Here is an 18413-nt window from a genome sequence, read left to right as displayed (position 1 = left end):
GGTCCGGCGACCGGATTGACATGTTCGAACAGGTGTTCGAACATGGAGTTATGACGGGGACTTCGACAGCCGGGCAAGCGGGCCGGGTCACAGCGCTCGACCGGGCCCGGATGCTCCTTGCCCAGGTGCAGGCCGGCAAAGCCCAGGATGCCCCTGTCGCCGACGCTCCGGATTCTCCCGCTCGCCTCGCCTCGGTCGCGAGCTTCGACCCCGACTCGAGGCACGACCTCGATCCGGACCCCGCCACCCTCGAGGCTCCCACCCCTCCCACCCCTCGCCTGGCCTCGATCACCGGTTTCGACACCCGGGTCACCGAGACCCGGATGCAGCAGGCTCTGGACACCGCCGGAGTGGATCGGGAGTTGCCCACGCTGCCGGCTGTTTCCGAGTTGCTGTCGGGAGCCGCCCTGCGCGGCGGATCGGCGTACTCGGTGCGTGGCTCGGCCGCGTTGGTGATGGCGTTGATGGCCGGTCCGTCCGCGGAGGGGGCGTGGTGCGGGGTCGTCGGACTGCCGTCGTTCGGCGCGGAGGCGGCGCGCGGGCTGGGGGTCGACCTCGAGCGTCTCGTGCTGGTGCCCGACCCCGGGCACGACTGGCTCAACGTCGTCGCCGCGCTGGTCGACGCGCTGACCGTGGTGGTCGTCCGGCCGCCCGGTGAGGTGACGCCGGGGGAGGCGTCCCGGCTCGCCGCTCGGCTGCGGACGCGGGGGGCGTTGCTGATCGCGTACGGGTCCTGGCCGGGAAGCGAGGCCCGGCTGGAGGTGGAGAGCAACACCTGGACCGGTCTCGGCGACGGGGAGGGTCTGCTCACCGCCCGGCAGGCGACGGTCGTGGTGACCGGCCGGAGAGCCGCCGTACGCCGTCGGCACCAGCTCTGGCTCCCCGGCCCGGACGGCGTCATCCGCTCCGCTGAGATCGTCCGTGACGAGGCGCCGCGCTGGCAGGAGGAGGCGGTGGGCTGATGGGCGACGGAGGTCTCACCCGCACGATGGTGATCTGGGTGCCGGACTGGCCGGTGACCGCGGCCGCGGTGGCCACGGGCCGGTCGCCCGACGAGCCGATCGCCGTACTGGAGAAGGGCAAGGTGCTCGCCACCTCCGCCGCCGCGCGGGCCGAGGGCGTACGCCGCGGTCAACGGGCCCGGGACGCGCAGTCGCGGTGCCCGGAGCTCGTCGTGCTCAAGTACGACCCGGTGATCGACGCCCGCGCGTTCGACCCGGTGATCGCGTGCCTGGAGGCGCTCACGCCCGGCATCCAGGTGATCCGTCCGGGCATGTGCGCGTTGAAGGCGCGGGGGCCGGCCCGGTTCTACGGCAGTGAGTCCGTCGCCGCGGAGAAGCTGCTCGACCGGCTGGAGACGTTCGACGTCTTCGGCGGCCGGGTCGGGATCGCCGACGGTCCGTTCGCCGCCGAGCAGGCGGCACGGGCGAGTTCGGTGCGGGCGCGGGTTCTGGTGGTGCCGCCGGGGGAGTCCCCGGAGTTCCTCGCGCCGCTCACCGTCGACGTCCTCGAGCAACCCACCCTCACGGACCTGCTCCGCCGGCTCGGGCTGCGGTCGCTGGGTGCGTTCGCGCAGCTGCCGCGCACCGAGGTGCTGACCAGGTTCGGCCCGACCGGCGCCTTCGCCCACCGGCTGGCCCGTGGGTACGACGATCGCCCGGTGGTGGGCCGGGAGATCCCGCCGGAGCTCACCCGCACCCTCGACTTCGAGCCGGCCGTGGACCGGGTCGACCAGGTTGCCTTCGCGGTCCGGTCGGTCGCCGACGAACTGATCGCCCGGCTGACCGAGCTCGGCCTGGTGTGTACGACGCTCCGGGTCGAGATCGGCACCGAGTCCGGGCGGATCCACGAGCGGGAGTGGTTGCATCCACGCTGGTTCACCGCGGCCGACGTGGTGGACCGGGTCCGCTGGCAGTTGCAGGGGAGTGGCACGGCGACGAGTGAGCTGACGTCACCCGTCGTACGGCTCCGGCTCGTCCCCGACCAGGCGGATCCGGTCGGTGCGCATGTCGACGGGTTGTGGGGCGGTGGGCCGGACGAGCGGATCCACCGGGCGTTGTCGCGGGTGCAGAGCATGCTCGGCCATGGTGCGGTCACGTCGGTGGTGATCGGTGGCGGCCGGGGGTTCGCGGAGCGGCAGACGCTGGTCCCGTGGGGCGATCCTCCGGTGCCGGCCCGGCCGCCGGATCAGCCGTGGCCCGGGGCGATCAGTTCGAGTGACCCCGTCCGCTGGCCGACCCTCGCACCGACGACGATCTTTCCCCAGCCTCTGCAGGCGAAGGTGTTCGCTGCGGACGGCACTCAGGTCTCGGTCAGCGCCCGCGGCGAACTCTCGGGCGTCCCCACCGCCTTCTGCCTGGGCCCCGCCCCACAGGTTGCCGATAGCAACAAGATCCACCCGATCACCGCCTGGGCCGGCCCCTGGCTGACCGACGAACGCTGGTGGGACCCGAGCACCGAATCCCGCCAGGCCCGCTTCCAGTTCCACACCGCCGACACCCGCGCCTGGCTCTTCACCCTCCACCAAACAACCTGGCAAGCCCAAGCCACCTACGACTAACCCACCGGCACTACAGGAGGCGGCCTGCAAGCTCGAGGCCACGGACGCGCGCGTGGTCAGGAGGTGGAGAAGTCGATGCGCATGACGGTGCGGCGGAGGGTGGGGTGGGTTATCTGGTGGAAGCCGGCTTCTTCGAAGGCTTGGTGGGGCCCTACGTGCAGTTCGCCCCAGGTGATGGTCCTGCCGGGCTGGGTGACCATGGGGTAGGCCTCGAGGGCCCGGGCGCCGCGGGCGCGGGCGTGGTCGATGGTGGCGCGGGCGAGCAGGTAGGTGAGGCCACGACCGCGGAAGCCTTTGCGGACGATCATGCAGGTGACGGCCCAAACATTCTCGTCGTCCTTGTCCTCGGACCGGTCGGTCCACGGCACCCGCAGACCGCGGAGCTTCGGGTACGCCGTCCTCGGTTCGACCGCGACCCAGCCGGCCGGCACGCCGTCGACGTACGCGACCAGCCCGCTCGTGGACGGCGCGTTCGGGGTCCCGCACGCGGTCTGGTCCTGCAGCATCGCGGTCCGCTCGTCGTAGGTGGAGTCGCGCCAGATCCACCCCCGGATCTTGAACCACTGACACTGGCAGTGCCCCGCGTCGGCGGTGCCGAGGATCGCCTGCAGGTCCTCCCACGACGCCTCGTTCGCCGGTACGAAGGTCACCTGCGTGTACTCGATCACCGCGGCCTGCTGCTTCATGCCCGCACGCTAACTCCGGTTCCGGACGATCACCGTCCGGAACAGAAACCCCGGGCGACACGGCATACTTCACCGAACACTCGACCGTCTGGGGGAGCGCATGACAGATCTTGCGGCGACGTTCAAGCACGAGGCCGTGGCAGAGGCGTACCAGCACCGGCCGCCGTACCCGGACGAGGTTTTCGATCGGCTCGACGCGCTGATCGCCGACGAGCCGCGCCGCGTGCTCGACATCGGTGCCGGGGAGGGCGCGATCGCGCGGCCGCTCGGGTCCAGGGTCGAGTCCATCGACGCGGTCGACATGTCGCAGGCGATGGTCGCCGCGGGACGGCAGCGACCCGGCGGAGACCAGGCCAACATCCACTGGCAGGTGAGCAGCATCGAGACCGCCGAGCTGACCGGGCCTTACGCACTCGTCACCGCCGGCGCGAGCATTCACTGGATGCCCTGGGAGGAGACGTTCGCCCGGATCGTCCCGCACCTGACCCCCAACGCCCAGCTCGTCGTGATCGAGCACGGCGCAGTGGACGAACCGTGGTGGGACGACATCGCGCCGGTCCTCCAGCGTCACTCCCGCAAACAGAACCACGACCCGAAGTTCAGCGTCGTCGACGCGATCCGCGAGCGCGGGCTGCTCGACCTGACCGGTACGACGAGGACCGCGCCGGTCACGTACCACCAGCGGATCGACGACTACATCGAGCAGTTCCACTCGACCTCGAGTCTGGCTCGCGATCTGATGCCAGCCGACGAGGCCGCGACCTTCGACACGTCGATCGAGCGTGCGGTGTCGCCGTACGCGCTGGACGGCGTGCTGGAGCTGCAGATCGTCGCCGAGCTGAGCTGGGGCCGGCCGCGGGTCGCCTAGGTGTGATGTCCAGGGAGGTTGTCCCGCTCGTTGGCGGTGAGTCGGCCTGACAGGTGAAGGCCTCCGGTTGTGAAGTGGAGCTGTCTAGTGCACCGCTTCACCAACCTGGAGGCCTTCGTGTCCCACGTTAACGCGACTTTGACTCCACGCACCCGGCTGCGCCTGGCACGTTTGATTGTCGATCAGGGCTGGACGTACTCCGCGGCGGCGAAGATGTTCATGGTCGCGGCTAAGACGGCCCGCAAGTGGGCCAACCGTTACCGGGCCGAAGGAGTCGCCGGGATGGCCGACCGCAGCTCGCGGCCGCGGTGCAGCCCGGCCAAGACCTCCACACAGCTGACGCGCCAGATCGTGGGTTTGCGGTGGCGACAGCGGCTCGGCCCGGTCCAGATCGCCGGCCGGCTCGGCGTACCTGCCTCGACCGTGCACGCCGTACTGGTCCGGTGCCGGATCAATCGGCTGTCCCACATCGACCGCGTCACCGGTGAACCCCTGCGCCGCTACGAACACGACCACCCCGGCTCGCTGATCCATGTCGACGTCACCAAGTTCGGCAACGTCCCCGACGGCGGCGGCTGGCGCTACGTCGGCAAACAGCAAGGCGACAAGAACAAGTCCGCAACGTCTCGGCGGACCGGCCAGTGGAGCCCCGACCGGCACGCCCGAACCGGCGTCAGTTACCTGCACACCGTCCTCGACGACCACTCACGCGTGGCCTACGTCGAGATCTGCACCGACGAGAAAGCCGCCACCGCGATCGGCGTCCTGCGACGTGCGGTGGCCTGGTTCGCCGACCGAGGCATCACCGTCGAACGAGTCCTGTCCGACAACGGAGCCGCCTACCGCTCCCACGCCTGGCGCGACACCTGCGCCGAGCTCGGGATCACCCCGAAACGCACCCGGCCCTACCGGCCACAAACCAACGGCAAGGTCGAACGCTTCCACCGCACCCTGGCCGACGGCTGGGCCTACGCCCGCTTCTACACCTCAGAAACCCACCGCCGAACCGCCCTCCCCGGCTGGCTCCACTTCTACAATCACCACCGACCCCACTCCGCCATCTCAGGCCAGCCGCCCATCACCCGACTGACCAACCTCCCTGGACATCACACCTAGAGGGCGTCGGCGCGGGTCTGCAGATAGCGCTGCTCGGGGACGCTCTGCGTCAGGCGCGCCGCCAGCTGGTACGCGGACCGTGCGGCCGCCCGGTCGCCGGACAGTTCGAGCAGATGCGCGCGTACGGCGGCCAGCCGGTGGTGATCCTTCAACGCGGGATCGGCGTCGTCGAGCAGCGCGAGCCCGGCCGCCGGACCGTGCACCATGGCGACCGCGACGATCCGGTTGAGCGTCACCATCGGGCCCGGCGCGGTCGACTCGAGGAGTTCGTACAGCATCAGGATCTCGCGCCAGTCGGTGTCCTCGGCGCGCTTCGCCTCGTCGTGGACCGCGGCGATCGCGGCCTGCAGCTGGTACGGACCGACCGGTGCCGACTGCAGCGTCGACGCGATCAACTCGGTGCCCTCGGAGATCGCCTGCGTGTCCCACCGCGTCCGGTCCTGCTCCGGCAACGGCACCAGCGCACCGTCGGCCGTCGTCCGCGCGGGCCGGCGCGCGTCGGTCAGCAGCATCAGCGCCAGCAGCCCGGCGACCTCACCTTCGTGCGGCAGTGCGGAGTGCAGCTGCCTGGTCAGCCGGATCGCCTCCGCGCTCAGCTCGACCCGATGCAGTGACGAGCCGGACGACGCGGTGTAGCCCTCGTTGAAGATCAGGTACAGCACACGCAGTACGGCGGCCAGCCGCTCGGGCTGCTCGGACGCCGGCGGCAACGCGAACCGAGCACCCTGCAGCTTGGCCTTGGCCCGGCTGATCCGCTGCCCGATCGTTGCCTCCGGCACCAGAAACGCCCGGGCGATCTCGCTCGTGGTCAGCCCCCCGACGGCCCGCAAGGTGAGCGCGACCTGCGACTGCGGAGTGAGTGACGGGTGACAACACAGCATCAGCAACGTCAGCGAATCGTCGATCGACGACGCGGGCTCCGGTTCCGGAGCGGCGGCGATCGTTTCCTCCCGCCGCTGCCGTGCCGCCTCGTTCCGCAGTGCCTCGATCCGCCGCCGCGACGCGACCGTGATCAGCCACCCACGCGGATTGTCCGGTACGCCGTCACCCGGCCACTGCAGGGACGCGGCCAGCAGCGCCTCCTGGACGGCGTCCTCGCACGCGTCGAAGTCGCCGTACCGGCGGACCAGCGCGCTCAGCACCTGCGGCGCCTGCTCCCGCAATTGCTCCTCGAGCTGCATCAGGTGTACGCCGACAGGTCGCGAACCGGGCGTACTTCGACGATGCTGAACGGCGCCTCCGGGATCTGCGCGACGATCTCGACAGCACGATCCATGGAGTCGCAGTCGAGCAGGTAGAAGCCGGCCAACTGCTCCTTGACCTCGGCGAACGGGCCGTCGGTGGTCATCGGCCGGCCGTCACGGACGAGCACCTGCTTGGTCAGGCCGGGGTCGTCCAGCGATTCCGACGCGACCAGCTCCCCGCGCGCGTCGAGTGCCTCGCGCAGCGCGGCGTACCCGGCCATGCCCTCCGTCTTCTGCTCGTCGGTCAGCGAGTCCCAGACCGCTCTCGACTCCGGGTTGCCGTAAATCAGCACCAGGAACTTCATGGCCACCCCTCCCGTTCGATACAACAAGCATCACCCTTGCGTATCGATCGGGTCACCGGTTCATCGCGGGCGTAGCGGGAAGCGGGCCGGCGCGTTCAGGTAGCAGGGGATGGCCCGGCCTGCCCCGGGATGGCCGGGAGTAAACCTGTCGGGGTGCCCAAGTACAGTTACGACCGGTATCAGGGTGAGAGAGGGAGGGAGGGGTCGCGTGCCGGAGGTGGAAGTGTCCGACCGGGTGCTCACGATCCCGAACGCGCTCAGCTTCCTCCGGTTGCTGGGAGTGCCGCTGTTCCTGTGGCTGATCCTCGGCCCGCAGGAGGACGGCTGGGCGCTGCTCGTGCTGGCCGTCTCCGGGTTCACCGACTGGGCCGACGGCCAGATCGCCCGCCGGATGAACCAGACCAGCCGGCTGGGCCAGATGCTCGACCCGGTCGCGGACCGGCTCTACATCTTCGCGACCGTGATCGGCCTGGCGCTGCGCGATATCATCCCGTGGTGGCTGGCGATCGCGCTCCCGCTGCGCGACCTGCTGCTCACCTTCACCCTGCCGGCCCTGCACCGCCGCGGCTTCAACGCGCTGCCGGTGCACTTCCTGGGCAAGTCGGCCACGTTCTGCCTGCTGTACGCGTTCCCGCTGCTCCTGCTCGGTGACGGCGACAGCACCCTCAACCTGCTCGCGCGGGTGTTCGGCTGGGCGTTCGCGATCTGGGGGACCGGGCTGTACTACTGGGCCGGCGTCCTGTACTTCGTCCAGCTGCGCCACCTCGTCCAGACGGTGAAACCGATCAACCATCCGGCCGGGTAGACCCGTGACTCAGCAATCCCCACCGAAGCCGCGGCGCGTCGACGCGTCGATGTCGCTGCTGAACAACCTGATGGCGCACCCGCTCGACGAGGGGTACGCCGTCGCCGCCCGGACCCGCCCGAACAAGGGCGGCAAGTCGCTCCGGTCCCGGCACCGGGTGATGCTGGTGGTGGCCACCATCGTGCTCGGCTTCCTGCTCGCGATCGCGGCCTCGCAGAACTACCGCGGCGCGCCCGAGGCGGAGAAGCAGCGCAAGGAGCTGATCACCCGGATCAATCAGGCCAACACCCGGCTGAACGGCATGCGCACCCAGCAGACGCAACTGGCCGACGAGGTACGGCGGTTGCAGGCGAGTGGACTGAGCAACACCAGTTCGGGCGCGACGCTGCAGCAGCAGCTGGACGCGCTGGAGCTGCAGACCGGCGCGGTCGCGGCCACCGGGCCCGGGATCAAGGCGGTGATCGACGACGCGAAGGACGCCGACGCCAAGGAGGGCCGCCTGCTCGACGTCGACCTGCAGCAGCTGGTCAACGGCCTGTGGACCGCGGGCGCGGAGGCGATCTCGGTGAACGATCACCGGCTCACCTCGATGACCGCGATCCGGAGTGCGGGCAGTGCGATCACGGTCGACTACAGCTCGCTGACCCCGCCGTACACGGTGCTCGCGATCGGGGACACCGCGACCATGCCGGCCCGCTTCGCGCAGAGCTCGGGCGGCCAATGGGTGCAGTACCTGGTCAGCAACTTCGATGTCCGGATGACGACCACGACGGAGGACTCCTTGCTGGTGCCGGCCGATGCGACCATCGCGTTGCGCTACGCGAAGGTGGGACCCAGATGATCGCCGTACTCGGACTGGTGATCGGCGTCGTGATCGGCCTGCTGGTCGCGCCCGACGTCCCGGAGTGGGCCCAGCCGTACCTGCCGATCGCCGTCGTCGCCGCCCTCGACGCGGTGTTCGGGGCGCTGCGGGCGTTCCTGGACGGGATCTTCGACGACAAGGTGTTCGTCGTCTCGTTCGTGTCGAACGTCCTGATCGCCGCGCTGATCGTCTACCTCGGTGACCAGCTGGGCGTCGGCTCACAGCTGTCCACCGGTGTGGTGGTCGTCCTCGGTATCCGCATCTTCACGAACATGGCCGCGATCCGCCGGCACATCTTCAGGGCCTGACATGAGCGACGACAAACCCGACCCAACGCCTGATCCGGCAGCCGCCGATCCGGCCGACCGGCCGCAGCCGGAGGCGCCGACGCCGATGCCCAAGCCCCGGACGCCGAACCTGGCGCTGCGACGGCTGCGGGCCGGGTTCAAGCCGTCCCGAGGACAGGCGATCGTCGCCGTCGTGCTCGCGCTGGTCGCCTGCGTGGCCGTCGTCCAGGTGCGCGTGAACCGGGCCGACGACGGTTACCAGAACGCCCGCCGGGAGGACCTGATCGCGATCCTCGACGGCCTAGGCCAGAACACCCGCCGGCTGGAGAGCGAGATCGCCGAGCTGGAGGCGCGGAAGAACTCGCTGTCCTCCAGCGCGGACAAGGCCCAGACCGCGCGCGAGCAGGCCGAGGCGCAGGTCCGGGTGCTCGGCATCCTGGCTGGCACGCTGCCGGCGCAGGGGCCCGGCGTCCGGATCACGCTGAACGACCCCGACGGCAAGATGACCTCGAGCAACCTGCTGGACGCGATCGAGGAACTGCGCGACGCCGGCGCCGAGGCGATCCAGATCAACGGTTCGGTCCGGGTCGTCGCCAGTACCGACTTCGTCGACGACGCGCCGGGGATCCGGATCGACGGCCAGAAGCTGAACTCGCCGTACGTCGTCGAGGCGATCGGGGAGTCGCACAACCTGTCCGAGGCGGCCAACTTCCCGGGCGGCCTGGTCAGTGAGGTGACCGGTCCGCAGGTGGGTGGAACCGCCGAGGTGACCGAGGTTCCGACGCTCCAGATCACCGCCTTGCACGCGCCGGAGGAGCATCGCTACGCTCGCCCGGCACCCAGCCCGACCAAGTAGCTGTGTCCGATGCAAAGAAAGAGGACCGAGGTGTACCCCGAAGACCTGAAGTACACGGCCGAGCACGAGTGGGTCAAGGCCGACGGCGAGGCGCCGGTGCGGGTCGGCATCACCGACTTCGCACAGGACGCGCTCGGTGACATCGTGTACGTGCAGCTGCCCGAGATCGGCAGCGCGGTGCGGGCCGGCGACGCCTGTGGCGAGCTGGAGTCGACCAAGAGCGTGAGCGACCTGTTCGCGCCGGTCAACGGCACCGTGACCGCCGTCAACGAGGCGCTCGCCGACCAGCCCGACCTGGTCAACAGCGACCCGTACGGCGAGGGCTGGCTGCTCGACATCGAGGTCGAGGACGCCGCCGAGGTGGCGGCGCTGATGGACGCCGAGACCTACCAGGGACAGCTCGACCAGAGCTGACCGTCACCGGCCGGGGAACCGGCTTGGCCCGAACTGATAGGTTGTCCGGACCTCAACCGCTGGTCGAGGGTTGAGGTCCGCGAATCTGCGTCCACACTTGTTCATACGGGGTCTATCGACAACGTCGCCGGACCACCGGCGATCGGGAGGATCACAGCATGCCGTTCTGCAACCAGTGCGGGCACGAGAACTCCGACGGCAGCCGGTTCTGCTCGCAGTGCGGAGCGATGCTTCCTGGCGCGGACCGCCCGGCGGCAGCCACGGCGGCCCCGCCGGCGACCAACGGTGTCAGCGACACCGCGATGCTGACCCCGATCGGCGCCGAGCCCGAGCCCGAACGCACCGGCGAGCCGCTGTCGGTGGAGGACGAGGCCGCGGTCGGCGCGCTGCCGGCCGGATCCGCCTTGCTGATCGTCCAGCGCGGGCCGAACGCGGGCAGCCGGTTCCTGCTCGACGTCGACGTGGTCACCGCCGGCCGGCACCCGGACAGCGACATCTTCCTCGACGACGTCACCGTCTCGCGCCGGCACGCGGAGTTCCGCCGCGATCCGTACGGCGTGAAGGTCCGCGACGTGGGCAGCCTGAACGGCACCTACGTGAACCGGGACCGGATCGACGAGGTCCAGCTGACCAGCGGCGACGAGGTCCAGATCGGCAAGTACCGCTTGGTGTACTACGCCAGTGGCCAAGCCTGAGCCTTCCGTCGAGGGCCCCGCTGAAGGCCGCGGCATCGGTGAGGTGCTGCAGCTGCTGCAGGCCGAGTTCGCCGACGTCACGATCTCCAAGATCCGGTTCCTCGAGGCCGAGGGGCTGGTGACGCCGGCCCGGACCGCCTCGGGCTACCGGAAGTTCAGCGCGGCCGACGTCGAGCGGCTGCGCTACGTGCTGACCGCGCAACGTGACCAGTACCTGCCGCTGAAGGTGATCAAGGAACATCTCGGCGCGATCGATCGCGGCCTGCGCCCGGCGGCCGGCGGTCCACCGGTCGCGCCGAGTTCGTTGCCGGAGCCGGCGGGGCTACCGGTCGCCGACGACTTCGGTGCTGCGGGCATCGATCTGAAGCTGACCAGGGAGGAGCTCCGCGCCGCCGCGGGGATCTCCGCCGAACTGCTCGGTGAGCTGGAGGGCCATGGCCTGGTGGTGGCCCGTGGCAACCACTACGACGGGGACGCGATCGTGATCGCACGGTTGGCGGCGGACTTCGCGCCGTACGGGATCGAGCCGCGGCACCTGCGCCCGTTCCGGACGGCGGCCGATCGGGAGGCCGGCCTGATCGAGCAGGTGACGGGCCCCCGCCGTACCGAACAGACCGAGGAACTGGCCGCGCTCGCCGTCCGCCTGCACGCGGCGCTGGTCCGTTCCCGCCTGCCCAGGTAGCCGGGGCACCCCGCGGGCCTACCCGGGGCTTCCCTGCGGAGTAGGCTGAAGGGGTGCGCGAAGTCGACGTGGTCGGAGTCCGGGTGGAGATGCCCTCGAGTCAGCCGATCGTGCTGCTACGAGAGGTTGGCGGGGAGCGGTATCTGCCGATCTGGATCGGCGCGGCCGAGGCGAGTGCGATCGCTTTCGCCCAGCAGGGGATGGAGCCGCCGCGGCCGCTGACGCACGACCTGTTCGCGGAGACCATCCGGGTGCTCGGGCACACCCTCAGCCAGGTCCGGATCGTGAACCTGACCGACGGCATCTTCGAGGCGATCCTGGTGTTCGACGACAAGACCGAGATCTCGGCGCGACCGTCGGACTCGATCGCGCTGGCGCTGCGCACCGGGACCCCGGTGTTCTGCACCGAGGAGATCCTGGCCGAGGCCGGCATCCCGGTTCCGGAGAGTGAGACCGACGACGCCGAAGAGGTGGTGGAGGAAGAGGAGGTCGAGCGCTTCCGCGAGTTCCTCGACCAGGTGACACCCGAGGATTTCGACAAGAGCTGACCAGTTCAGTTCACCGGAGTGGTGCAAGACCAGATAGGTAACGATTCGTACGACGGCCGCGACACGCTCCCGGCTCGGTGCGGTTGTCGTTGACCCTCCCTGGTCGGCGGCTTACCTTGAAGGAGTCGTGGGGTGTTGTCACTCCACGGATGTGACCCGTTCCAGTCGGTACCCAGGGAGGCTCAGGCGTGACACGCACCGGCGACACGGATCTGACGGCGCAGTCGACGTCCGACGCACACGCCGAGGCGGCCGCTGCCGCGGGCGTCCAGGGTCTGCTCTTCGACGACGACCTGCGGCCGATGCCGGAGGATGTCGGGTTCCGCGGTCCGACGGCGTGCGCCGCGGCCGGGATCACCTACCGTCAGCTCGACTACTGGGCCCGCACCGGCCTGGTCTCCCCGTCCGTGCGCCCGGCGACCGGCTCCGGCACCCAACGCCTCTACGGCTTCCGTGACGTCCTGTTGCTGAAGGTGATCAAGCGGCTGCTCGACGCCGGCATCTCACTGCAGCAGATCCGGACCGCGATCGCCCACCTGAGCAAGCGCGGCATCGACGACCTGACCCAGATCACGCTGATGAGTGACGGCGCCTCGGTCTACATGTGCACCTCGCCGGACGAGGTGATCGATCTGCTCGCCGGCGGTCAGGGCGTCTTCGGTATCGCCCTCGGTGGTGTCTGGCGCGAGGTCGAGGGTTCGCTGTCCGAGCTGCCGACCGAGCGTGCCGACGGTCACGACGACGGCGACAGCCACGCCAACGACGAGCTCGCGGCCCGCCGCCGGGCTCGGATGACTGGCTGACCTGATTCATCCCGTGCGCCCACTCACCGCTGATTCGCTGCGCGGTGTGTGGGCGACGTTGTTGTTGCCGCTGAACGCGGACGACTCGATCGACGTCGGCCGCCTCGAGACCCAGGCCGCGACCCTGGCGACCACCGAGCTCGACGGCCTCTACGCGCACGGAACGGCGGGGGAGTTCCAGACCCTGACCGAGGCGGAGTTCGACCAGATCAACGAGGTGCTCGCGGGAGCCGGCAAGCCGTTCCAGATCGGAGCCAGTCACCCGTCGGCCCAGGTGCAGCTCGACCGCGTACGACGTGCGGCCGCCCGCGAGCCGGGTGCGATCCAGGTCATCCTGCCCGACTGGCTGCCGCTGAACGATGGTGAGGTGCTCGCCTTCCTCGGCCGTGTCGCGGAGACCGCCGGTGAGGTGCCCCTGGTGCTCTACAACCCACCGCATGCCAAGACGCCGGTCGGTCCGCATCTGTTGAGCACGCTGGCCGACGCCGTGCCGAGTCTGATCGGATTGAAGACCGCCGGTGGTGACAAGGCGTGGTTCGACGAGGCAACCAAGTCCGGGTTGTCGATCTTCGTGCCGGGTCACTTCCTCGCGAGCATGTCGCTACTCGGTGCGCATGGCAGCTACTCGAATGTGGCGGCGTTGTCACCGAACGGATCCGTCAGGCGTGCCCGGGATCTGGACGTCGAGCGCCGGATCGCGGAGTTCTTCGGGCAGCACGTCGTACCGCTGCAGAAGGCTGGATTGTCCAACCCCGCGCTGGACAAGTTCCTGGCCGCGGTGGGGAACTGGGCGGACGTCGGCACTCGGGTCCGGTGGCCGATGACCTCGGCGACACAGGCTGATGTGGAGGCGGCCCGGCCGGCCGCACGACGGCTCCTGCCCGAACTGTTCGAGGATTCCTGGTAGCCTCGGTTCAGCCGTACACAGCACTCGGGAGAGACCCGTGCAACCGGGCGCCGAAGGGGCAATTCCTCCCCGGAACCTCTCAGGCCCATGGACCGAGTGCCACAGGCGACTCTGGAGCGCCCCTGCGTGAGCTGGGCGTGACAGAGGGGGAGGCGACCGGAAGCACTGTCAGCAACGGAGCCTCTAGATGAACAACTCACCCCAGCTCTCGGCGACGTTCGCCGACCGGCACATCGGGCCGCGTCCGGACGAGATCGCCCGCATGGTCCAACTCCTCGGGTACGACGACGTCGACGCGCTGGTGGATGCCGCGGTGCCGGCGTCGATCCGGTCCGCCGAGGCGCTCCGGCTGCCCGAGCCGGCCTCCGAGGTCGACGCGCTGACCGAGCTCCGCCAGCTGGCGGCCCGCAACACCGTCGCCACCTCGATGATCGGCCAGGGGTACTACGGCACCTTCACGCCGTCGGTCATCGTCCGGCGTCTGGTCGAGAACCCCGCGTGGTACACGGCCTACACGCCGTACCAGCCGGAGATCTCCCAGGGCCGGCTCGAGGCGCTGCTGAACTTCCAGACCGTCGTGTCCGACCTGACCGGTCTGCCGACCGCGAACGCGTCGCTGCTGGACGAGGGCACCGCCGCCGCCGAGGCGATGACGCTGGCTCACCGGTCGAACAAGAAGAGCAAGTCCGATCGTTTCCTGGTCGACGCCGACTGCTTCGCCCAGACCATCGCCGTGGTGCGGACCCGGGCCGAGGCGCTCGGCATCGAGGTAGTGGTCGCCGACACCACCGACGGTCTGCCGGACGGTGACTTCTTCGGCTTCCTCGTGCAGTACCCGGGCTCCGGCGGTGTCGTCCGCGACCTGAAGCCGCTGATCGCTGCCGCGCACGAGCGTGACACGCTGGTCGCGGTCGCCTCCGACCTGCTTGCGCTGACGTTGCTCGAGGCACCGGGTGAGGCCGGCGCCGACATCGTGATCGGATCCTCGCAGCGCTTCGGTGTACCACTGTTCTACGGCGGTCCGCACGCGGGCTTCATGTCCGTCCGGTCCGGCCTCGAGCGGTCGTTGCCCGGTCGTCTCGTCGGTGTCTCCGTCGACTCTGACGGCGCCCCGGCGTACCGGCTGGCGTTGCAGACCCGCGAGCAGCACATCCGCCGCGAGAAGGCGACCTCCAACATCTGTACGGCGCAGGTCCTGCTGGCCGTGGTCGCGTCGATGTACGCCGTCTACCACGGGCCGGACGGTCTGAAGGCGATCGCGGAGCGCGTTCACGACTACGCCGGTCGGATGGCCGCGTCGTTGCGTGCGGGTGGTGTGGAGGTCGTGCACGACGACTTCTTCGACACCGTGCTCGCCCGGGTCCCCGGTCAGGCCGCGGATGTGGTCGACGCCGCCCGGCAGAACGGCATCTGGCTCCGGCTGGTCGACGCGGACCACGTCGGCATCTCCTGCGACGAGAAGACCGACGTCGCTACCCTGACCCGGGTCTGCCAGTCCTTCGGCGTGCGGTACGACGGTTCGCTGGACGCGGCCGTGGTTGCCGTGCCGCGGACCACGGACTACCTGACGCACCCGGTGTTCAACACGCACCAGTCCGAGACCGCCATGCTGCGGTACCTGCGCAAGCTGTCCGACAAGGACTACGCGCTGGACCGCGGGATGATCCCGCTCGGGTCCTGCACGATGAAGCTGAACGCGACCACCGAGATGGAGCCGGTCACCTGGCCGGAGTTCGCCGACCTGCACCCGTTCGCGCCGATCGAGGACGCGGCCGGGTACGCGGTACTGATCGGTCAGCTGGAGCGCTGGCTGGCCGAGGTGACCGGGTACGCGAAGGTCTCGATCCAGCCGAACGCGGGCTCGCAGGGTGAGCTGGCGGGGCTGCTCGCGATCCGCGGCTACCACCACGGGCGGGGCGATCTCGATCGCACGGTCTGCCTGATCCCGGCCAGCGCCCACGGCACCAACGCCGCCTCCGCGGTGATGGCCGGCATGAAGGTGGTCGTTGTCAAGGGCAACGACGACGGCACGATCGACCTGGACGACCTGCGGGCGAAGGCTTCTGAGCACGCGGCGAAGCTGGCGGCGATCATGATCACCTACCCGTCCACGCACGGGGTGTACGAGGAGAGCGTGCGCGAGGTCTGCTCGATCGTCCACGAACACGGTGGTCAGGTGTACGTCGACGGCGCGAACCTGAACGCGTTGCTCGGTCTCGCCAAGCCCGGTGAGTTCGGCGGCGACGTCAGCCACTTGAACCTGCACAAGACGTTCTGCATCCCGCACGGCGGAGGTGGTCCGGGTGTCGGCCCGGTGGCGGTCGCCGCGCACCTGGCGCCGTACCTGCCGAACCACCCGCTGTTGGACCAGGCCGGTCCGGAGTCCGGGGTCGGCCCGATCAGCGCGGCGCCGTTCGGTTCGGCGGGTGTGCTTGCGATCTCGTGGGCGTACATCCGGATGATGGGCGCCGAGGGTCTGACGGCTGCCACGAAGGCCGCCGTACTGACTGCGAACTACGTGGCGAAGCGGCTCGAGGGTGTCTTCCCGGTGCTCTACACCGGCGAGAACGGCCTGGTCGCGCACGAGTGCATCCTGGACCTGCGGCCGATGACCAAGGAGACCGGGATCAGCGTCGACGACGTCGCGAAGCGGCTGATCGACTACGGCTTCCACGCGCCGACGATGTCGTTCCCGGTCGCGGGCACGCTGATGGTCGAGCCGACCGAGTCCGAGGACCTCGGCGAGCTGGACCGCTTCTGCGACGCGATGATCGCGATCCGGCACGAGATCGACCGGGTCGCCGCAGGGGAGTGGCCGGCCGGCGACAACCCGCTGGTGAACGCGCCGCACACCGCCGAGTCGGTGATCAACGACAAGTGGGAACACGCCTACACTCGCGAGGAGGCCGCGTTCCCCCGCTCCGTCGACCGCGCCTCGAAGTACTGGCCCCCCGTCCGCCGCATCGACGGCGCCTACGGCGACCGCAACCTCATCTGCTCCTGCCCACCCCCGGAGGCGTTTGAGTAGACGCAGCGCGGGCTGCGGATCCAGCTCCTACCCGGCTACCTGATCCGCAGCCCCGCAGCTTCGACCGCCCGACGAAGGTGTCCAACGGCGCAGAACGATTGACCGGACAATTCCCAGACCGCGACGCCGTGTACCTCCGCCGGAGCTGTGAGGACACCGAGGGACTCGCCGGCCGAGTTGACCAACTCCGGCCAGGGACGGTTCAGCTCACCCATGGCGTCGTCCTGTAGCTGGAACGCGGCGAAGGCACAAGCTTGCTCCACGCCACGGCGCCCGACGTCGAGCGGGAACTCGTGTCCGCCGGCGATCAAGATGGAATCGTCACCAGGCGTTCCGGTCCAAGCAGGGTCACCCCGGAACTCGACGCTCTGCAGTCCGGTCCCGGCAAAGTCCGCGTTCAGCCGATCAGCGACGAAGGCCTGCGCCGCCCCCGTTTCGCTCTCGGTCCAGGTGTCCATGACAGCTCCCAGGTCGTTGATCACACTAGTTTGCACTTGATGAAAAACTTCTGCACGACTGCGCCTTTGGTGTCGTACGACGTGCCAGTGATCTTGAAGATCTGTCCCGGCTTGTACGTCCGCAGATACCGGTTCTTCGATCTGTCCCACGTTCTCGCCGGAAGCGATCCGTGTGGCGGGTAGCTCTGCTTCTTGCCGTCGACCTTCTTCGAGCCGACATAGATGCTCACGACGTACCGCTCGGCGGGCAGGTTCGGGTATGTACCCCATTGAATCGATGTTCCAGGACCCTTCTGCTGGATCGACAGTCGTCCTAGCTTGTTCTCGTCGGTGTAGTTCGGCGAGCAGGAGTGGATTGTTGTCGAGCCCGAGCCAGGCGGGGGCACGTCCGCGGCGCATGCTTTGACCGTCGGTCCAACCATCGCGACAAGCGCCAGTGCGTGCGCCGGCCTCCCGGCCCGCATGAGCTTCCTCACGAAGTTTTCGTGGTGGTTGGCAGAGCATCTTGCGATGCGGGTGACCATAGTGGCGAGTTGACGCGGTTTCTCCTTGAGTTCCTCGACAGCGGGCATCGTCCTGTCTCCGATCTGGTTCTTGGGCGGCGGCTGCCCCCGCTCGGCGTGCAGGGCACCGAGTGAGGGCCGCCTCGGGTGGGATCGGCCATCCGGTTGGCGAAACTGCGAATGGCCGATCCCGGTGGAACGGCGGAACGGACGCGGAGCGCCGGGGACTTGCGAGGAAGTGCCCCTCTCAGCACGTTCGCTCTGCCGGCTCGGTGGCGATCAGCACTTGATGGTCGCTGCAGTGGAGGTGGTCGCGGATGTCCAGGGGATTGCCGAGAACTGCCAAGTGATGCAAGGTCGGTACGACGAGTGGCAGGCCATCCGACTCCAGTAGCGAACCGAGGAGGTCGAAGACGGCATCCGGAGGCCCGAGCCTCTGCACATACACCGTCTCGAGCCGATACCCGCGCTCGGTGGCGCAAGCGACCAGCCTCCGATGCGTGGCCAAAAGCTCACCGGTGCTTCTCACGAAGAGCATCGATATGAATCCGAGTGCAACCCTGCCTTGGAGCTGATCGGCTTCCCTGCCATCGCTCATTCCTGTGCCCGGCATCTCGCAACAAGCGGTTTCAGCATCGCCATCGTCGAACCTGCCGTGATGCGCGGCAGAAGTAGCCGCTCTGTCGCCATGCTTTGTCCTCCCGAGACGGCTCACCGGCCCACTCCGCCCAGACTCAGCCAAGTTGCTGGTTACGGGGAGGTACTAATCGCGTCAAAACTGTCAAC

General features: G+C 69.1%; 21 protein-coding genes and 1 riboswitch. Of the genes, 15 read left to right on the top strand and 6 right to left on the bottom strand.

The features are described 5' to 3' along the window. Window positions 1–50 precede the first annotated feature (50 nt). Both OG876_RS37650 and OG876_RS37645 read left to right on the top strand, forming a co-directional pair. Window positions 51–962 carry a hypothetical protein gene (locus OG876_RS37650; RefSeq protein WP_328521488.1) on the top strand — a complete coding sequence of 304 codons (912 nt, stop codon included), beginning with the start codon at window positions 51–53 and terminating at the stop codon, window positions 960–962. Then, window positions 962–2560, top strand: a complete 1599-nt coding sequence (locus OG876_RS37645; RefSeq protein WP_328521487.1) for a DNA polymerase Y family protein — start codon at window positions 962–964, stop codon at window positions 2558–2560. Before OG876_RS37650 ends, OG876_RS37645 begins: the two co-directional genes overlap by 1 nt. A 56-nt stretch (window positions 2561–2616) precedes the next feature. Here OG876_RS37645 and OG876_RS37640 read toward each other — a convergent pair whose 3' ends face one another. Continuing rightward, on the bottom strand, window positions 2617–3246 hold the full coding sequence (locus tag OG876_RS37640) for a GNAT family N-acetyltransferase (RefSeq protein ID WP_328521486.1): 630 nt from the start codon (window positions 3244–3246) through the stop codon (window positions 2617–2619). Between the two features lie 100 nt (window positions 3247–3346). On the opposite strand from OG876_RS37640, the gene OG876_RS37635 reads away from it, so the two are divergent. Together OG876_RS37635 and OG876_RS37630 are read left to right on the top strand one after the other, a co-directional pair. Next, entirely contained in the window at window positions 3347–4114 is a 768-nt protein-coding gene (locus OG876_RS37635; RefSeq protein WP_328521485.1) for a class I SAM-dependent methyltransferase, read from the top strand. A 117-nt stretch (window positions 4115–4231) separates the two neighbouring features. Continuing rightward, window positions 4232–5230: an IS481 family transposase gene (locus OG876_RS37630; protein ID WP_328527004.1), complete on the top strand. Its 999-nt coding sequence runs from the start codon at window positions 4232–4234 to the stop codon at window positions 5228–5230. Here OG876_RS37630 and OG876_RS37625 read toward each other — a convergent pair. Further along, window positions 5227–6411, bottom strand: coding sequence for an RNA polymerase sigma factor (locus OG876_RS37625; protein WP_328521484.1), 1185 nt, complete (start codon window positions 6409–6411; stop codon window positions 5227–5229). The genes OG876_RS37630 and OG876_RS37625 overlap by 4 nt on opposite strands. Then, a complete protein-coding gene (locus tag OG876_RS37620) occupies window positions 6411–6779 on the bottom strand; it encodes a YciI family protein (protein WP_328521483.1) in 369 nt (122 codons plus the stop codon). Before OG876_RS37620 ends, OG876_RS37625 begins: the two co-directional genes overlap by 1 nt. Before the next feature lie 208 nt (window positions 6780–6987). On the opposite strand from OG876_RS37620, the gene OG876_RS37615 reads away from it, so the two are divergent. The 11 genes from OG876_RS37615 to gcvP all read left to right on the top strand — a co-directional run bounded on the left by OG876_RS37615 (window position 6988) and on the right by gcvP (window position 16666). Further along, window positions 6988–7584, top strand: a complete 597-nt coding sequence (locus OG876_RS37615; protein WP_328521482.1) for a CDP-alcohol phosphatidyltransferase family protein — start codon at window positions 6988–6990, stop codon at window positions 7582–7584. 4 nt (window positions 7585–7588) lie between these two features. Then, a complete protein-coding gene (locus OG876_RS37610) occupies window positions 7589–8425 on the top strand; it encodes a DUF881 domain-containing protein (RefSeq protein WP_328521481.1) in 837 nt (278 codons plus the stop codon). Further along, window positions 8422–8754, top strand: a complete 333-nt coding sequence (locus OG876_RS37605) for a small basic family protein (RefSeq protein ID WP_131352136.1) — start codon at window positions 8422–8424, stop codon at window positions 8752–8754. The genes OG876_RS37610 and OG876_RS37605 overlap by 4 nt, the downstream gene beginning before the upstream one ends. A 1-nt stretch (window position 8755) precedes the next feature. Further along, entirely contained in the window at window positions 8756–9589 is an 834-nt protein-coding gene (locus OG876_RS37600) for a DUF881 domain-containing protein (protein WP_328521480.1), read from the top strand. Window positions 9590–9598: 9 nt separating this feature from the next. Continuing rightward, window positions 9599–10003, top strand: coding sequence for a glycine cleavage system protein GcvH (gene gcvH, locus OG876_RS37595; protein WP_328521479.1), 405 nt, complete (start codon window positions 9599–9601; stop codon window positions 10001–10003). Between the two features lie 158 nt (window positions 10004–10161). Then, on the top strand, window positions 10162–10698 hold the full coding sequence (locus tag OG876_RS37590; protein ID WP_328521478.1) for an FHA domain-containing protein: 537 nt from the start codon (window positions 10162–10164) through the stop codon (window positions 10696–10698). After that, window positions 10685–11380, top strand: coding sequence for a transcriptional regulator FtsR (gene ftsR / locus OG876_RS37585; protein WP_328521477.1), 696 nt, complete (start codon window positions 10685–10687; stop codon window positions 11378–11380). Before OG876_RS37590 ends, ftsR begins: the two co-directional genes overlap by 14 nt. Window positions 11381–11433: 53 nt before the next feature. After that, the gene (locus tag OG876_RS37580) at window positions 11434–11928 is read left to right on the top strand and encodes a bifunctional nuclease family protein (protein WP_328521476.1); all 495 of its coding nucleotides are present in this window, start codon (window positions 11434–11436) and stop codon (window positions 11926–11928) included. A 188-nt stretch (window positions 11929–12116) separates the two neighbouring features. Next, window positions 12117–12731, top strand: a complete 615-nt coding sequence (locus tag OG876_RS37575; RefSeq protein ID WP_328521475.1) for a MerR family transcriptional regulator — start codon at window positions 12117–12119, stop codon at window positions 12729–12731. Window positions 12732–12744: 13 nt separating this feature from the next. Continuing rightward, window positions 12745–13638 carry a dihydrodipicolinate synthase family protein gene (locus OG876_RS37570; protein WP_328521474.1) on the top strand — a complete coding sequence of 298 codons (894 nt, stop codon included), beginning with the start codon at window positions 12745–12747 and terminating at the stop codon, window positions 13636–13638. Window positions 13639–13653: 15 nt separating this feature from the next. Further along, a riboswitch (glycine riboswitch) is annotated at window positions 13654–13743 on the top strand. Between the two features lie 82 nt (window positions 13744–13825). Further along, window positions 13826–16666 (top strand): aminomethyl-transferring glycine dehydrogenase, encoded by a 2841-nt coding sequence (gcvP, locus tag OG876_RS37565; protein WP_328521473.1) that lies wholly within the window; start codon window positions 13826–13828, stop codon window positions 16664–16666. Between the two features lie 35 nt (window positions 16667–16701). Here gcvP and OG876_RS37560 read toward each other — a convergent pair whose 3' ends face one another. From OG876_RS37560 to OG876_RS37550, 3 genes are all read right to left on the bottom strand, one after another. Continuing rightward, window positions 16702–17124 (bottom strand): hypothetical protein, encoded by a 423-nt coding sequence (locus OG876_RS37560; protein ID WP_328521472.1) that lies wholly within the window; start codon window positions 17122–17124, stop codon window positions 16702–16704. Window positions 17125–17144: 20 nt separating this feature from the next. Then, window positions 17145–17696: a hypothetical protein gene (locus OG876_RS37555; RefSeq protein ID WP_328521471.1), complete on the bottom strand. Its 552-nt coding sequence runs from the start codon at window positions 17694–17696 to the stop codon at window positions 17145–17147. A gap of 178 nt (window positions 17697–17874) precedes the next feature. After that, complete coding sequence (locus tag OG876_RS37550) at window positions 17875–18342, bottom strand: hypothetical protein (RefSeq protein ID WP_328521470.1); 468 nt, start codon at window positions 18340–18342, stop codon at window positions 17875–17877. Window positions 18343–18413: the final 71 nt, after the last annotated feature.

This window comes from Kribbella sp. NBC_00359, assembly GCF_036097425.1.
GTDB lineage: Bacteria > Actinomycetota > Actinomycetes > Propionibacteriales > Kribbellaceae > Kribbella.
The sequence above is the reverse complement of the archived record's forward strand: the minus strand, read 5'-3'. Positions and strand labels throughout refer to the sequence as shown.

Excerpts from the sequence above, each read along its gene's own strand:
- OG876_RS37650 (WP_328521488.1), top strand. The coding sequence starts at position 51 with ATGACGGGGACTTCGACAGCCGGGCAAGCGGGCCGGGTCACAGCGCTC.
- OG876_RS37645 (WP_328521487.1), top strand. The coding sequence starts at position 962 with ATGGGCGACGGAGGTCTCACCCGCACGATGGTGATCTGGGTGCCGGAC.
- OG876_RS37640 (WP_328521486.1), bottom strand. The coding sequence starts at position 3,246 with ATGAAGCAGCAGGCCGCGGTGATCGAGTACACGCAGGTGACCTTCGTA.
- OG876_RS37635 (WP_328521485.1), top strand. The coding sequence starts at position 3,347 with ATGACAGATCTTGCGGCGACGTTCAAGCACGAGGCCGTGGCAGAGGCG.
- OG876_RS37625 (WP_328521484.1), bottom strand. The coding sequence starts at position 6,411 with ATGCAGCTCGAGGAGCAATTGCGGGAGCAGGCGCCGCAGGTGCTGAGC.
- OG876_RS37620 (WP_328521483.1), bottom strand. The coding sequence starts at position 6,779 with ATGAAGTTCCTGGTGCTGATTTACGGCAACCCGGAGTCGAGAGCGGTC.
- OG876_RS37605 (WP_131352136.1), top strand. The coding sequence starts at position 8,422 with ATGATCGCCGTACTCGGACTGGTGATCGGCGTCGTGATCGGCCTGCTG.
- OG876_RS37600 (WP_328521480.1), top strand. The coding sequence starts at position 8,756 with ATGAGCGACGACAAACCCGACCCAACGCCTGATCCGGCAGCCGCCGAT.
- gcvH (WP_328521479.1), top strand. The coding sequence starts at position 9,599 with ATGCAAAGAAAGAGGACCGAGGTGTACCCCGAAGACCTGAAGTACACG.
- OG876_RS37590 (WP_328521478.1), top strand. The coding sequence starts at position 10,162 with ATGCCGTTCTGCAACCAGTGCGGGCACGAGAACTCCGACGGCAGCCGG.
- gcvP (WP_328521473.1), top strand. The coding sequence starts at position 13,826 with ATGAACAACTCACCCCAGCTCTCGGCGACGTTCGCCGACCGGCACATC.
- OG876_RS37560 (WP_328521472.1), bottom strand. The coding sequence starts at position 17,124 with ATGGACACCTGGACCGAGAGCGAAACGGGGGCGGCGCAGGCCTTCGTC.
- OG876_RS37555 (WP_328521471.1), bottom strand. The coding sequence starts at position 17,696 with ATGCCCGCTGTCGAGGAACTCAAGGAGAAACCGCGTCAACTCGCCACT.